Origin of the sequence: Janibacter terrae, from assembly GCF_039636765.1 — a bacterium.
GTDB classification, from domain to species: domain Bacteria; phylum Actinomycetota; class Actinomycetes; order Actinomycetales; family Dermatophilaceae; genus Janibacter; species Janibacter terrae.
Window position 1 is genome coordinate 1,648,032 of the sequence record NZ_CP144167.1, and the last position, 14,957, is coordinate 1,662,988.

General features: G+C 74.4%; 10 protein-coding genes and 1 riboswitch. Of the genes, 4 read left to right on the forward strand and 6 right to left on the reverse strand.

What is annotated here, in order from left to right:
- Window positions 1–23: 23 nt before the first annotated feature.
- Genes V3C34_RS08175 through V3C34_RS08185 form a run of 3 tightly spaced genes read right to left on the reverse strand, consistent with a single transcriptional unit; the run spans window position 24 to window position 3,345 of the window.
- Window positions 24–1,583, reverse strand: a complete 1,560-nt coding sequence (locus V3C34_RS08175) for a precorrin-2 C(20)-methyltransferase (protein WP_346008500.1) — start codon at window positions 1,581–1,583, stop codon at window positions 24–26.
- Window positions 1,580–2,251, reverse strand: a complete 672-nt coding sequence (locus tag V3C34_RS08180) for a precorrin-8X methylmutase (protein ID WP_346008501.1) — start codon at window positions 2,249–2,251, stop codon at window positions 1,580–1,582. The genes V3C34_RS08175 and V3C34_RS08180 overlap by 4 nt, the downstream gene beginning before the upstream one ends.
- Window positions 2,248–3,345, reverse strand: a complete 1,098-nt coding sequence (locus tag V3C34_RS08185) for a cobalamin biosynthesis protein CobG (RefSeq protein ID WP_346008502.1) — start codon at window positions 3,343–3,345, stop codon at window positions 2,248–2,250. Before V3C34_RS08185 ends, V3C34_RS08180 begins: the two co-directional genes overlap by 4 nt.
- A gap of 63 nt (window positions 3,346–3,408) precedes the next feature.
- A riboswitch (cobalamin riboswitch) is annotated at window positions 3,409–3,473 on the forward strand.
- 87 nt (window positions 3,474–3,560) lie between these two features.
- Here V3C34_RS08185 and cobN point away from each other — a divergent pair.
- The gene (gene cobN / locus V3C34_RS08190; RefSeq protein WP_346008503.1) at window positions 3,561–7,226 is read left to right on the forward strand and encodes a cobaltochelatase subunit CobN; all 3,666 of its coding nucleotides are present in this window, start codon (window positions 3,561–3,563) and stop codon (window positions 7,224–7,226) included.
- Window positions 7,223–8,965 carry a 5,6-dimethylbenzimidazole synthase gene (bluB, locus tag V3C34_RS08195; RefSeq protein ID WP_346008504.1) on the forward strand — a complete coding sequence of 581 codons (1,743 nt, stop codon included), beginning with the start codon at window positions 7,223–7,225 and terminating at the stop codon, window positions 8,963–8,965. Before cobN ends, bluB begins: the two co-directional genes overlap by 4 nt.
- Window positions 8,966–8,968: 3 nt before the next feature.
- Here the strand turns inward: bluB and cobF are convergent, their stop codons facing one another.
- On the reverse strand, window positions 8,969–9,769 hold the full coding sequence (gene cobF / locus V3C34_RS08200) for a precorrin-6A synthase (deacetylating) (protein WP_068422292.1): 801 nt from the start codon (window positions 9,767–9,769) through the stop codon (window positions 8,969–8,971).
- The gene (locus V3C34_RS08205; RefSeq protein ID WP_346008505.1) at window positions 9,766–11,253 is read right to left on the reverse strand and encodes a cobyric acid synthase; all 1,488 of its coding nucleotides are present in this window, start codon (window positions 11,251–11,253) and stop codon (window positions 9,766–9,768) included. Before V3C34_RS08205 ends, cobF begins: the two co-directional genes overlap by 4 nt.
- A 37-nt stretch (window positions 11,254–11,290) precedes the next feature.
- On the opposite strand from V3C34_RS08205, the gene V3C34_RS08210 reads away from it, so the two are divergent.
- The gene (locus V3C34_RS08210; RefSeq protein WP_068325090.1) at window positions 11,291–11,893 is read left to right on the forward strand and encodes a histidine phosphatase family protein; all 603 of its coding nucleotides are present in this window, start codon (window positions 11,291–11,293) and stop codon (window positions 11,891–11,893) included.
- On the opposite strand, the gene V3C34_RS08215 is transcribed toward V3C34_RS08210, so the two are convergent.
- The gene (locus V3C34_RS08215) at window positions 11,894–13,879 is read right to left on the reverse strand and encodes a thioredoxin domain-containing protein (protein WP_346008506.1); all 1,986 of its coding nucleotides are present in this window, start codon (window positions 13,877–13,879) and stop codon (window positions 11,894–11,896) included. It lies immediately after the preceding gene.
- 87 nt (window positions 13,880–13,966) lie between these two features.
- Here V3C34_RS08215 and V3C34_RS08220 point away from each other — a divergent pair, with 87 nt between their 5' ends.
- Entirely contained in the window at window positions 13,967–14,929 is a 963-nt protein-coding gene (locus V3C34_RS08220) for a type IV toxin-antitoxin system AbiEi family antitoxin domain-containing protein (RefSeq protein ID WP_169701918.1), read from the forward strand.
- Window positions 14,930–14,957: the final 28 nt, after the last annotated feature.

Genomic DNA, 14,957 nt, shown 5'->3' on the forward strand with positions numbered 1-14,957 from the left:
ACAGGCGCCGCCGGGTCGCCGCGTCAGCCGACCGAGCGGGGCGTCCAGACCCAGCCGTCGTCGGTGACCCGTGTGCTCGACGCGCCGATGACGACGAGGCACCCCATGTCGACGGAGGCGACGTCGAGGTCGCCCAGGGTGGTGACCGTCACGGACTCCTGCTCGCGCCCCACCCGGCGGGCCACGACGACGACGCGCCCGGGGCCGACGGCGCCGACGAGCAGGTCGCGGGCGGCGCCGAGGGTGTCGGGTCGCGAGGCGGAGCGCGGGTTGTACAGCGCGATGGTGATGTCGTACGTCGCCAGGGCGGTGAGCCGGTCGGCGAGCACCTCCCACGGCTTGAGGTTGTCGCTGAGGTTGACCAGCGCATGGTCGCCGCCGAGGACCGCGCCGACGAGGGCGCTGGCCGCGTGCGCGGCGGTCACGCCGGGCACGATGCGCACCGGCACGTCCGCGTACGAGCGGTCCTGCGCCACGGCGCTCTCGCGTGACTCGAAGAGTGCCGTCGCCATCCCGAAGACGCCCGCGTCCCCGCCGGAGACGATCGCGACGTCGTCGCCACCGCGCGCGAGGTCGAGGGCGAGCCGGCCCCGGTCCAGCTCGACGGTGTTGCCGGACGCGTGCCGGGTGAGGCCCTCGCGCTGGGGCACGCGGGCGACGTACGGGGCGTAGCCGACGACGTGGTCCACGCTCGCCAGGACCTGCGACGCCTCCGGCGTGAGCCATCGGTCCGGGCCCGGTCCGAGGCCGACGACGTGGACGGTGCCCTGACCCGGTGCGTCGCTCCCTTCGTCCACCTCGTCCCCGGCCGTGATCCGTGCGAAGTCCGCCGCCCGCCCCGCGGCGTCGTCGCGCACGTCCGCCCCGGGCACGACGACGATGGACATGTAGGGGACGCGACCCTCCTCGACCTCGGCGGCGGGCAGGACGACCTCGCCCGCGCCGGAGGCGCGCTCGACGTAGACGGCCCGGTCGAGGACCCCGGCCTGGCGCAGCGCCTCGCGGACGCCGGCGAAGGTGCGGCCGAGCTTCATGATGACGGCCGCGTCGGTGTCGGCCAGCCGGCGGGCGAGCTCGGGCACGCCGAGCGTGCCGGGCAGGACCGTGAGGGTGTCCTCGTGGCGGCACAGCCCCGTGGCGACGGCGGCGGTCGCGGCGGACATCGAGGTGATGCCGGGGACGACCTCGGTGGGGTAGCGGGGGCTCAGCCGGTCGTGGACGTACATGAAGGACCCGAAGAAGAGCGGGTCGCCCACTGCCAGCACGACGACGGTGCGGCCCCGCGAGAGGTGGGCCTCGAGCCGCTCGCAGCACTCGTCGTAGAAGTCGGCGAGCGCCCCGTAGTAGCCACCCGGGTGGTCTGTCGTCCCCGTCGTCACGGGGTAGCGCAGGTCGATCTCGACGACGCCGTCGGGGATGAGGTCGGCCGCGATGCCACGGGCCATCGACTGCTTGCCGACGCCCGAGTGGTAGGCGATGACGTCCGCCTCACGGATGAGCCGGGCGGCCTTGAGGGTGATGAGCTCTGGGTCGCCGGGGCCGACGCCGACGCCGTAGAAGTGCCCGGGGCCGGTGTCGCTCATGCCAGCTCGTCCGGGTCGGCGAGGGCGTTGAGCGCGGCGGCGGCCATCGCGGAGCCGCCGCGGCGGCCGTGGACGACGAGCCAGGGGACCGGGCCACCGGGCAGGTCGTGCTCGGCCAGGGCGACCTTGGACTCCGCCGAGCCGACGAACCCGACGGGCATCCCGACGATCGCCGCCGGGCGCGGCGCGCCCTCGTGGAGCATCTCGAGCAGGTGGAAGAGCGCGGTCGGCGCGTTGCCGATCGCGACGACGGAGCCCTCGAGCCGGTCGGCCCACAGGGAGACCGCCGCGGCGGCTCGCGTGGTGCCCCACGCGGCGGCGAGACCCGGGACGCGCTCGTCGCGCAGGGTGCAGACGACCTCGTTGTCCGCGGGCAGGCGCCGGCGGGTGACCCCGGACGCGAGCATGTTGCTGTCGGTGAGGACCGGGGCGCCGGCGACGAGGGCGTCGCGGGCGGCGGTGGCCACCTCCGGGTGGCCGGCGATCGCGCTCGTGATCGCCACGTCACCGGCGGCGTGGATGATCCGCACCGCGGCACCGCGCAACCGCTCGGGCAGACCGGACAGGTCGGCCTCGTCGCGGATCATGCCGAACGAGCGGCGGTAGATCTCCTGGCCGTCGGTGACGTAGTCGTACCGGCGGGGTGGCTGGCGAAGGGAGGAGGTCATGCGTCCTTCTCGTCTCGTGGGTGGTGTTGTGCCGCAACGATGTCCGCGGCGGAGGTGGGGTCGAGCGAGGTCGCGTGCCCGCCTGCGGGATGGCCGCAGGCCCGCTCGCACCCGATGACGTGGACGGGTGGTCCGGTGGGGTCGAGCAGGGGTGCCGCGGCCCGGGCGAGGTCGCGGGTGGGCGTCGTGGTCCGGGCGCAGGCGGGTGCGCCCGCGCACGCGGTGAGGACGGTCCAGGGGGAGTCGGGACCGGTGACGAAGCCGGCCGCCTCGAGCGCGTCGGCCCGGGTGGCCCCGCCGGTGACGACGAGCGAGCGCCACGGAGTGATCCGCAGCGACCCGGCGAGGGTACGGACCATCGCCGGCGTCAGCAGCCCCAGCGGGACGAGCGCCACCAGGTCCTCGCCGGCAGGTCCCGGCGCGGGTGGGGCGGCCGACTCGACGACGAAGGGAGCGCCGCCGGGCAGCAGCCCGGCGCGGGTGCCGGCGGGCAGGTCGCGGATGTTCCACGTCCTGGCGTCCCCACGCGCGGCGAGGAAGCGTCCTGCGACGTCCAGCGCAACCCGGGCCGCCTCGTCGCGAGCGACCACCACGGACCGGCCGCCGGCCACGACCCGGGCAGGTCCGCCCTCGTCCACGACGGCCACGTCCCAGGGCTCACCGAGGACGGGCCCGCGGGGCCCCGCGACGGCCAGGAGGAACCGCCCCGGCAGGCCCGCCAGCACGGGGTCGGCGAGCAGGCCGGCGTCGAGCGCGATCACGAGGTCGTCCAGGCCCGCGTGCGGGTCGGCGACGATGTTGCGTGCCTTGTCGTGCTCGCCCGAGGGGACGAGCCCGAGGTCGCCGACCGCGGCGACCAGCTCGCGGGGGAGCGGGTCGGGCAGCCCTCGCAGCTGGAGGCTCCCACGTGTGGTCAGCGTGATGTCCGGTTTGCCGAAACGTGTTGCGAGAGAAGAGATCTCGGCCAGCACCGTGGCGTCCACGCGCCCGCCCGGCAGCCGCAGCCGCACCATCGCCCCGTCCGCCGAGACGAAGGGGGTGAGCAGCCCCGGGCAGCGGTCGGCGCCGCTGCGGGAGGGCGAGGGGGTGGTCACGGCCGTGCAGCCTACGCGGACCCACCGGACCCGCAGGTAGAGTGCGAGCCAGCCAGATCGAGCGGAACCCGGTGCGAGTCCGGGACGGTCCCGCCACTGTGAGCGAATCCCCTTCGCGAGTCAGACACGCCCGATCGGCCGGCCCGGACGCCACCGTGCGGGTCCCTCCCTTCGACCGCGGGGCGCGGAACCCCGCCTGAGGAGCTGCACGACCCGTGCCACAGATCGCCCTGCTGTCCACGTCCGACACCGACCTGCTGAGCGCCCGGGCCGCGGCCCGGGACCATGGCATCGACATCGTCGTGGCCAACCCCGCACGTCCCGGGCACACCGACATGGGCGAGCTCTTCGCGTCCGCCGACGTCGTCGTGGCCCGCATCCTCGGTACCCCGGACGACCTGTGCAGCGGGTTTCGCCGCCTCGCCGACCGGGGCGCGCGGCTCGTCGTCGTCGGTGGCACCCAGGAGCCGGACGCCGCGCTCATGGAGATGTCGACCGTGCCCGCGGGCGTGGTCGCCGAGACCCACCGCTACCTCGCCGAGGGCGGCCCGGCCAACATCGCCCAGCTGCACGCCTTCCTCGGGGACACGCTCCTGCTGACCGGTGAGGGCTTCGAGGCGCCGCAGCCGTTGCCGCAGTGGGGGGTCCTCGAGCGCGAGGAGCCGGCGCCGCTGGCCGACGGCCGCACCCGGCCGCGCGTCGGGGTCCTCATCTACCGGGCCCAGTACGCGGCCGGCAACACCGACTACGCGCACGCGCTCGCCGACGCGATCGACGCGGCCGGCGGCCAGGGGGTCGTCATCCACTCCGCCTCGCTGCGCGACGCGCCGAGCGGCCTCCTCGAGCACCTCGGCTCCCTCGACGCACTCGTCACGACCGTGCTCGCGGCGGGGGGCACCAAGCCCGCCACCGCCTCCGCCGGCGAGGACGACGAGGCCTGGGACGTCGAGGCGCTCGCCGCGCTCGACATCCCGATCCTCCAGGGCCTGTGCCTCACCTGGGGCAGGGCCGAGTGGCAGGAGTCCGACGACGGCATGAGCCCTCTCGACGTCGCGACCCAGGTCGCCGTGCCCGAGTTCGACGGGCGCCTGATCACGGTGGCCTTCTCCTTCAAGGAGTTCGACGACGAGGGCCTGCCGCACTACGTCGCCGACCCCGAGCGGGCCGCCCGCGTGGCCGGGATCGCGGTCAACCACGCCCGTCTGCGCTCCACCCCGGCGGCAGAGCGCAGGATCGCTGTCGTCCTCTCGGCCTACCCGACGAAGCACTCCCGCCTCGGCAACGCCGTCGGCCTCGACACCCCGGTCTCGACGATCCGCCTGCTCCGCGCGATGCGCGACGCGGGCTACGACCTCGGGCCGGGTTTCGTCGGGATGGACCCGCTCCCACCGGTCGGGGGCGAGGCACCCGACACGACCTGCGGCAATGCCCTCATCCACGAGCTCATCGCCGCCGGCGGGCAGGACGAGGAGTGGCTCACCCAGCAGCAGGTCGAGGGCGCGCAGGTGCGCATCCCCGCCGACCGCTACCGCGAGTGGTTCGACCGCTTCCCGGCCGACCTGCGCGAGGCGATGACCGAGCACTGGGGCGAGGCACCGGGGGAGGTCTTCGTCGACACGTCCACCGACGCGCAGGGCGAGATCGTCACCGCCGCCCTCGTGCGCGGCAACGTCGCGCTGCTCGTCCAGCCGCCGCGCGGCTTCGGGGAGAACCCGATCGCCATCTACCACGACCCCGACCTGCCGCCGACGCACCACTACCTCGCGACCTACCGATGGATCGAGGAGGAGTTCGGCGCGCACGCCGTCGTCCACGTCGGCAAGCACGGCAACCTCGAGTGGCTCTCCGGCAAGAACCTCGCGATGTCCGCCTCGTGCGGCACCGACGCGGCCCTCGGCAACCTGCCGCTCGTCTACCCCTTCCTCGTCAACGACCCCGGCGAGGGCACGCAGGCCAAGCGCCGCGCCCACGCGACGATCGTCGACCACCTGGTCCCGCCGATGGCCCGCGCCGAGTCCTACGGCGACATCGCCCGGCTCGAGCAGCTGCTCGACGAGTACGGCAACGTCTCGGTCATGGACCCGGCCAAGGCGCCGGCCCTGCGCGGGGAGATCTGGCAGCTCATCCACGCCGCGCAGATGCACGTCGACCTCGGTCTCGAGGACGTCGACCTCGACGACGCAGACGGCTTCGACGACCTCGTCATGCACGTCGACGGGTGGCTCTGCGAGATCAAGGACGTGCAGATCCGCGACGGCCTGCACGTGCTCGGCCAGGCACCGCAGGGGGAGGAGCTGGTCAACCTCGTGCTCGCCGTCCTGCGTGCCGCCCAGGTCTTCTCCGGGCAGGTCGGGTCGGTCCCCGGCCTGCGCGCCGCGCTCGGCCTCGTCGAGGACGCCTCCTCGACCGAGACCGACGAGGTCGAAGGGAGGGCCCGTCGCCTCGTCGAGGCGCTCGCCGCCCGTGGCTGGCAGGCCTGCGCCGCAACGGATCTGGTCGCCGAGCTCGAGCCGGGCCTGTCGGCGGACGCGGCCGCCGGGGTGGCCGCGGTGCTCGAGTTCGCCGCCACCCAGGTCGTGCCGCGCCTCGCCGCGACCGAGCGCGAGCTGCCGATGGTCCTGCACGCCCTCGACGGCGGGTACGTGCCCGCGGGGCCGAGCGGGTCCCCCCTTCGTGGCCTGGTCAACGTGCTGCCGACCGGGCGCAACTTCTACTCGGTCGACCCCAAGGCGATCCCGTCGCGGCTGGCCTACCAGACCGGCACCGCGATGGCCGACTCCCTGCTCGAGCGCTACCGCGAGGAGACCGGCGAGCTGCCGACCTCCGTCGGGCTGTCGATGTGGGGCACCTCCGCGATGCGCACCTCCGGCGACGACATCGGCGAGGTGCTCGCCCTGCTCGGCGTCACGCCGGTGTGGGACGAGCAGTCGCGCCGCGTGGTCGGCCTCGAGCCGATACCGCTCGCCGAGCTCGGCCGCCCGCGGATCGACGTCACCGTGCGCATCTCGGGATTCTTCCGCGACGCGTTCCCGCACGTCATCGCGCTCATCGACGACGCGGTCGCCCTCGTCGCCGGCCTGGACGAGCGCGAGGAGGACAACCACGTCCGCGCCCACGCGAGCGCCGACCTCGCCGACCACGGTGACGAGCGCCGTTCCCGCACGAGGATCTTCGGCTCCAAGCCCGGGTCCTACGGCGCGGGCATCCTGCAGGTCGTGGAGTCCGGCAGCTGGCGCAGCGACGACGACCTCGCGCAGGTCTACACGGCCTGGGGCGGCTACGCCTACGGCCGCGACCTCGACGGCCGGCCCGCTGCGGAGGACATGGAGCGCACCTACCGCCGCATCCAGGTCGCCGCGAAGAACGTCGACAACCGCGAGTCCGACATCCTCGACTCCGACGACTACTTCCAGTACCACGGCGGCATGGTCGCGACCGTGCGCGCGCTCACCGGGAGCGAGCCGAAGGCCTACGTCGGCGACTCGACCTCACCCGACGCGGTGCGCACCCGGACGCTGCAGGAGGAGACCAACCGCGTCTTCCGCTCGCGCGTGGTCAACCCCAGGTGGATCTCGGCGATGCAGCGCCACGGGTACAAGGGCGCCTTCGAGCTGGCGGCCACGGTCGACTACCTCTTCGGCTTCGACGCGACCGCCGGCGTCGTCCACGACTGGATGTACGACCGCATCGCCCAGGACTACGTCCTCGACGCGACCAACCAGGAGTTCATGCGCCGGGCCAACCCCTGGGCCCTGCGCGGCATCGTCGAGAAGCTCACCGAGGCCGCCGACCGCGGCCTGTGGGAGGAGCCGGACCCGCAGGTCGTGGCCGCGATGCAGCAGGTCTACCTCGACGTCGAGGGTGACATGGAGGACGAGTGAGCGACGCAAGGGAGTCCCCCCGCTACGCCCGGCCCGTCCCGACCATCGGCGACGCCAGCAGTGCCGCGCAGCGGCGCGAGGACCCCGCCGGGTGGGCGATGGGCGAGACCGTGACGCAGGCCCTGGCCGCGGTCGTCGCCGGCAGGCGCGACATCCGCCGCTTCCGGCCCGACGCCGTGCCGGAGGACCTCGTCACCGCGGTGCTCGAGGCCGGTCACCGCGCACCGAGCGTCGGCCACTCCCAGCCCTGGCGGTTCCTCGTCGTCACCGACCCCACGACCCGTGACCGGGCCGCGGCGCTGGCTGACCGGGCGCGGGTCGAGCAGGCCGCGCACCTGGCCTCGGAGCGCGCAGCGCGCATGCTCGACCTCAAGCTGGAGGGCCTGCGCGAGGCGCCCGTCGGCGTCGTCGTCGCATGCGATCGGCGCACTCCCGCGGTGGGGGTGCTCGGGCGCGCGACCTTCCCCGACGCCGACCTGTGGTCCTGCGCCGCGGCGATCGAGAACATGTGGCTCACCGCCCGCGCCCACGGGCTCGGGATGGGCTGGGTGACGCTCTTCGACCCGGACGAGCTCGCCGGCCTGCTCGGCTTGCCCGAGGACGTCGTCACGCTCGGGTGGCTGTGCCTCGGCTGGCCCGACGAGCGGCCTCCGTCGCCGGGTCTCGAGCGCGCCGCGTGGTCGCGGAAGGCACCTCTCGAGGAGGTCGTCCTGCGCGACCGCTGGCCTGCTGACGAGTCGGCCCCGCAGCAGCCGGTCTCGCACCTGCGCGGACCCGAGCCGGAGCGCCTCGTCGGGGCCACCGACGCGGCCGACGAGCTGCTCTCGCCCCCGGACTCCCTCGGTGTCCTCGACCGCACGCTCAACCGGGTGCTCGCCGTCGGCGCCCAGGACATCACCGGTGGCACGCTGGTGCTCGCCGGCGCCGACCACCCCGTGACCGACCTCGGGGTCAGTGCCTTCCCGGGCTCGACGACCGCGGACGTGCTGTCCGCCACGGTGGCCGGGACCTCGCTCGGCGCGGCCACGGCCAAGGGCGCCGGTCTGGCCGTCATCGCCGTGGACGCCGGTGTGGCGCAGCCGGTCCCGGACGCGCGCGCCGCGCGTGCGAGGGGGGAGCGGGGCGACCTGGCGACCACCGACGCGATGTCTCCGGCCGACGTCGAGGCCCTCGTGGCAGCCGGGCACGACATCGGTCGTGAGGCCTCGCGCGGGGGTCTCGTCTGCCTCGGCGAGGTCGGCGTCGGCAACACGACCGTCGCCGCCGCCCTGGCCTGTGCCCTCCTCGACCTCGAGCCCCAGGACGCGGTCGGCCTCGGCTCGGGGTCCGACGCGGACATGGTCGCGCGCAAGCGCGAGGTCGTCGCGGCGGCGCTCGCCCGGACGAAGGGGGAGTCGGACCCCCTTCGCCTCCTCGCGGCCGTGGGTGGTCCGGAGATCGCGTTGCTCACGGGGGTCGTGCTCGGGGCCGCGGCCGCGGGTGCGCCGGTCGTCCTCGACGGACTCGCGGGGTCCCTGCCGGGCCTCGTCGCGAGCCGCATCGAGCCGGCGGTGCAGGCCTACCTCCTCGCCGGCCAGGTCTCCCGCGAGCGGGCCCACGCGCTCGTGCTGCGCGAGCTCGGCCTCGAGCCGCTGCTCGACCTGCGCCTGCGTGCCGGCGAGGGTGTCGGCGCCTGCCTCGCGGCGTCGATGGTCCTGCAGGGCCTGGCCGTCCGCCGCGCCGCGGCCCGCACCCGGTGACCCTCAGGCGGGCGTCAGCGCGTAGACGTCCATGACCCAGCCGTGCTCCGCGCGCAGCCGCGCGCGCAGCTCGACGATCTCGTCGATGACATCGGCCAGGCGACCGGACCGCAGCGCCTGCTGGGGCATGCCGACGTAGGCGCCCCAGTGGATGACGGTGTCCGGGTGCGTGGCCGCGAGCTCGCGGCAGTGCAGGTGCCCGTCGAGCATGACGACGACGGTCCCGAGCTCCAGCCCCGCGTCGTCGGCACGTGCCCACTCCTCGACGAGCCGCCGGCCGGTCGTGACGTGGACCGGCTCGCCGACGCGGTGCAGCACGATCCCGTGCGCAGCGGCCAGGGTCTGGAAGGCCGAGATCCCCGGCAGCACCCGGACCGTCGTCGGGATCCGCTCGCCGATCGCGTCGACGACGCGGATCGTGCTGTCGTAGAACGCGGGGTCTCCCCACACGAGGAAGCCCACGACCGCGTCCTCCGGCAGCCCCTCGATGATCCGCACGTACGCGTCGGTCCGCGCGGCGTGCCAGTCGCGCACCCCTCGCGCGTACTCGGCGGGGTCGCGCTCGGCGTCGGGTCCGCGCTGCGGGTCGGGCACCGTGACGAGCTCGTAGGCGTGGTCGGCCGGGATGAAGCGCTCGCAGATCGCGCGCCGCACCGCGACCAGCTCGTCCTTGGCGCCACCCTTGTCGGCGACGAGGAAGACGTCGACCTCGCCCAGCGCGGCGGCGGCCTCGGCGGTCACGTGCTCGGGGGACCCGGCGCCGATGCCGATGACGTGGATGCGACGGGCAGCGCTGGGGCTCAACGGGAGTCCTTCGTCAGGGCGAGCAGGGCGTCGATGTCGACGTGGGTCTCGAGGGCGTCGGCGAGGGTGTCGATCATCCGCTCCCGTCGTGAGGCGAAGGGGGTCCCGCCCGCCTCCGCGGACCAGGCCGCGCCGCTCGCCCGCGCGACGTCGGCCAGGAGGGCGCGCCGGAAGCCGTCGCCCTCGAGCGTCCCGTGCCAGATCGACCCACGCACCGGGCCCACCGCGTGGCCGCCGGGGAAGTCCTCGCCGCCGGTCGGCTCGACGACGCCGTGGTGGATCTCGTACCCCTCCACCGGCACGCCCCGCCACGACCCGCTCGGTCTCGCGAGCACCTTGTCGTGGTGGAAGACGACGCGTCCGGGGAGCAGTCCGAGACCGGGGACCGTTGGGGGAGAGGGGGATTCGCTCCCTTCGTCGTCGTCGCCGCCGGACTCGACGTCGTCGACGACCTCGTCGAGCAGCATCTGGTACCCGCCGCAGATCCCGAGGACCGGTGCACCGCGGCGCGCGCGGTCCACCACGACCTCGGCCAAGCCGGACCGGCGCAACCACGCGAGGTCGGACACCGTGGCCCGAGAGCCCGGCAGCACGACGAGGTCGGCCTCTCGCACGTGGTCCGCGTCCACCGTGACGCGCACGTCGACACCTGGCTCGGCGGCCAGCGCGTCGACGTCGGTGCCGTTGGACGTCCGCGGCAGTCGGACGACGGCCACGGACAGGCGGCGGTCGGCCGGGACGTCGTCCTCGGCCTCACCCCAGGCGCCCATCGACAGCGAGTCCTCGGAGTCGAGCCACACGTCGGTGAGCCACGGCAGCACCCCGAGGGAGGGCAGCCCGGTGCGGCGGGTGACCTCGTCGAGCCCCGGCTCGAGGACCGACGCGTCGCCGCGGAACTTGTTGATCAGGTAGGCGCGCAGCAACGGCCGGTCCTCGTCCGCGACGAGCGCCCACGTCCCGTACAGCGCCGCGAGCACGCCGCCACGGTCGATGTCGCCGACGAGCACGGTGGGCAGCGAGAACCGTTGGGCCAGGCCGAGGTTGACGTAGTCGCCCGCACGCAGGTTGACCTCGGCCGGGGAGCCCGCGCCCTCGCAGACGATGACGTCGTGCGCCGCGGCCAGGTCCTCGTACGCGGCGAACGCGGCGTCTGCCAGGTGCCCCCGCCCGGTGGCGTACTCACCCGCCCGCAGCTCGCCCGCCGGCCGCCCCCGCACGACGACGTGGGCGCGCCGGTCGCTGCCCGGCTTGAGCAGCACCGGGTTCATCGCCGACGTCGCCTCGACCCCGGCGGCCTGCGCCTGCAGGTACTGGGCACGGCCGATCTCGGACCCGTCGCGGCAGACCATCGAGTGGTTGGACATGTTCTGCGCCTTGTACGGGGCGACGGACACGCCCCGCCGGGCGAGGACGCGGCACAGTCCCGTCACGACGAGGGACTTGCCCGCGTCGGAGGAGGTACCGGTGATGAGGAGTCCGCTCACGAGCCGCCACTCTACGGAGCACCGATAGCGTGGCCTCGTGAGCCCTACGCGCGTGCACCTCGTCCGTCACGGGGAGTCCACGTGGAACCGTGACGGCCTCGTCCAGGGTGCCCACCGGGGGCCCGGCCAGTCCGTGCTCACCGACGCGGGACGCGCCGACGCCGCCCGGGCCGGGCTCGCCCTGGGCGCGGTGCTGGGTCCGCCCCGCTCGGAGCGCGCCCTCGCCCTGTGGTCCAGCGACCTCATGCGTGCCCTGCAGACCGCCGAGATCATCTCGGTGGCCCTGCGCCCCGCCGGGTGGCACGCCTCGGTCCGCAACGAGGCCGGCCTGCGCGAGCAGGCCCTCGGCCGGCTCGAGGGGGAGCGCAGCGACCTCCTGCGTGCCGAGGAGGTCCCGCAGGACCGCCACATCAGCGAGGTCCGCTGGGGCGGGGGCGAGTCCATGCAGGACGTCTTCGAGCGGGTCGGCGAGTGGTTCGCCCCAGCCCTCATCGAGCAGCCCGAGCACCTCGTCGTCGTCAGCCACGAGCACACGATCCGGGCCGCTCTGGCGTGGTTGCGGTCGCACTCGCACCGCGACATCGACTGGGACGAGCCGATCGATCCCGGGTCCGTCACGAGCGTCGACGTCGTCGACTGATCACAGCAGTCGGCGCAGCGCCTCGGGGTCGGTCACCGGCGCGTCGCAGACGAAGCCGCGGCACACGTACGCGGTCGCCCGCCCGTCGACGAGTGGCCGGTCCGCGAGCAGCGGCTCGCCGGGGGCATCGGGCTCGCCGCTGACGATGACGAGCCCCGGTGCGGGGGAGGCCTCCGCCACGGCACGAAGGGGGCCGCCCGGGCCCTCGCCGACGATCGCCACCTGGAGCGGTCCGGCGAGCATCGCCTCGGCCACCGCCAGCGCCCAGCCGGCGAAGCGCGGGTCGTGGGTGATGATCCGCGACTGCGCGGCGACGGCCTCCTCGGCGAGCGCTCGGTGGTCGGTGCGACCGGTGAGGGCCGAGTGGGTGAGCAGGGCGCCCGCGATGGCCGAGACACCCGCCGGCTCGGCGTTGTCGGTGCGCCCGCGCGGACGGGTGATGAGGGCCTCGCCGTCATGGGCCGTGTCGTGCCAGCCGTCCTCGTCGTGGAAGAGGCTCGTCGCGAGCTCCAGAACCTCGCCGGCGCGCGTCAGCCAGGTCGTCTCGCCGGTGGCGCGGTGGAGCGAGAGCAGCCCCTCGGCGAGGTTGCCGTGGTCGTCGAGCACTGCCGGCGCCGGGCCGACCACGGCACCGAGCGAGGTGCGGCGCAGGCGCCCGTCGACGAGGTGGTGCTCCAGGACGAGCCGCGCCGCGGCAGCGGCGGCCTCGACGAGGTCGGGGCGGCGCAGGATGACGCCGGCGTCGGCGAGGGCGGCGATGGCCAGGCCGTTCCAGCTCGTGACCACCTTGGCATCGAGCGCGGGCTGGGGGCGCTCGTCGCGGGCGGTGAGGAGGCGGACTCGCACCGACTCCCACCACCCCGCGTCGGCTGAGTCCTCGACGTCGTGGAGCAGCTGCAGCGTCGAGGTCCCGTGCTCGAAGGTCCCCTCGGGGGTCACCTCGAGCAGCTCGGCGGCCCGGCGCCCGTCCTCCTCGCCGAGGACCTCGACGAGCTGCGCCGGGGTCCACACGTAGGTGGCGCCCTCGACGGACCGGCCGTCGATGATCGTGTCGGCGTCGAGGGCCGAGGCGAACCCCCCTTCGTCCGTGCGCAGGTCGCGCACGAGGAAGTCGGCGGTCGACCCGGCCACCCGACCCGCGAGCTCGTCGCCCGTCGCGCGGTGCCAGTGCGCGTACACGCGCAGCAGCTGGGCGTTGTCGTAGAGCATCTTCTCGAAGTGGGGCACGACCCACTCCGCGTCGACGCTGTACCGCGCGAAGCCGCCCGCGAGCTGGTCGTGGATGCCGCCGCGGGCCATCGCCTCGAGGGTCCGCTCGGCCATGGCGAGCGCGTCGGCGTCACCGGTGCGCGCGTGGTGCCGCAGCAGGTGCTCGAGGGTCATCGACGGGGGGAACTTCGGCGCCCCGCCGAAACCCGCCCGGGCGTCGTCGAAGACCTTGCGCAGCGTGTGGACCGCCAGCGCGACCTGCTCGTCCTCGATCGGTGAGCCCGGACCCGGGTCGGCGATGCCGGCCAGCTGCGCGGCGATGCTCGTCGCGCTCGCGGTGAGCCGCTCACGGTCCTCCCGCCACGCGGTGCCGGCGGCATCGAGCAGCTGCAGCAGCTGCGGCCTGGGCAGGTAGGTCCCGGCGAAGAAGGGCTCGCCGTCCGGCGTGATGAGCACGGTCATCGGCCACCCGCCGTGACCCGTCATCGCCTGCGTGGCGAGCATGTAGACCGCGTCGACGTCGGGCCGCTCCTCGCGGTCGACCTTGACGCTCACCCACCCGGCGGACAGGGCCGCGGCCACCCCTTCGTCCTCGAAGCTCTCGTGCGCCATGACGTGGCACCAGTGGCAGGCCGCGTACCCGACGCTCAGGAAGATCGGGACGTCCCGTCGCCGCGCCTCCGTGAAGGCCTCCTCGCCCCACTCCCACCAGTCGACGGGGTTGTCGGCGTGCTGGCGCAGGTAGGGGGAGAGGCTGGCGGCGAGTCGGTGGCCCATGCCCCCACCGTCTCACCCCCAGGAAGGCCGGGGCAGCCCTGTGGATGACCATCCACCTCGGACCGCGATCCGGAGCACCATCGACGTATGGACACACGTCTCGCAGTGGCGCTCGAGCGTACCCACGGGACCACCACCTCCACCGCCCTGCTGGCCCAGGGTGTCAGCAGCAGGGAGATCACCGCGGCGGTGCGCTCGGGGCAGCTCGTGAGGGTCCGTCGCGGGGCCTTCGTCGACGGGGACCTGTGGCGGTCGGCCACACCTTGGGACCGGCACGGTCTCCGCGCGCTCGCTGTCTACCGCAGCCGCCCCGACGACGTCAGCGCCCTGAGCCACCACAGCGCCCTCGCCATCCGGCTGATCGCGGTGCACGGCGTCGACGACCGGGTGCACCTGGTGCACACCGATGGTCGCAGGGGGCGCACCGATGCCGTCCTGCGCGTGCACCGGCAGGTACCCGCAGAGCTCATCGAGGTGCATCGGTCGGTGCGGACGGTGACCCCGGCCACCGCCTGCCTCCAGGTAGCGGTGCAGTTCGGGGCCGAGGCCGGGCTGGTGAGCGCCGACAACGCTCTCCACCGCGCGGTGATGACCCGGGAGGACCTTGTCGGCGCGATGACGCTGCTTCGACCGGACAGGTGGTCCCGAGAGCCGGCTCGGGTCGTGGCGCTGGCCGACCCACGGATCGAGTCGGCCGCCGAGTCGCGGGCGCGGTGGGCCTTCCACCTCGCCGGCATCCCGCAGCCGACGCCGCAGGTCGAGCTGCGTGACGAGCGGGGCGAGGTCTGGGCGCGGCTCGACTTCCTGATGGAGCTCGAGGGCGTCATCATCGAGGTCGACGGGATGGGCAAGTACCAGGACCCTCGAGCCCTACGGGCCGAGAAGGTCCGGGAGGACCGGCTGCGGGAGCTCGGGTACGAGGTCGTGAGGCTCGTCTGGGCGGATCTCTCGGACCCGATGGTGGTGCTGCGCAAGGTGACGGCAGCCGTGGACCGGGCGCGCCGTCGTCGGTCTGTCCCCGGGTTGACGTCGTTGGTCCCACCCGTGTGACGAAATTGCGTGACACAGGTGCGCGTCA

Coding starts and splice junctions, on each gene's coding strand:
- V3C34_RS08180 (WP_346008501.1), bottom strand. CDS start 2,251: ATGACCTCCTCCCTTCGCCAGCCACCCCGCCGGTACGACTACGTCACC.
- V3C34_RS08175 (WP_346008500.1), bottom strand. CDS start 1,583: ATGAGCGACACCGGCCCCGGGCACTTCTACGGCGTCGGCGTCGGCCCC.
- V3C34_RS08220 (WP_169701918.1), top strand. CDS start 13,967: ATGGACACACGTCTCGCAGTGGCGCTCGAGCGTACCCACGGGACCACC.
- V3C34_RS08215 (WP_346008506.1), bottom strand. CDS start 13,879: ATGGGCCACCGACTCGCCGCCAGCCTCTCCCCCTACCTGCGCCAGCAC.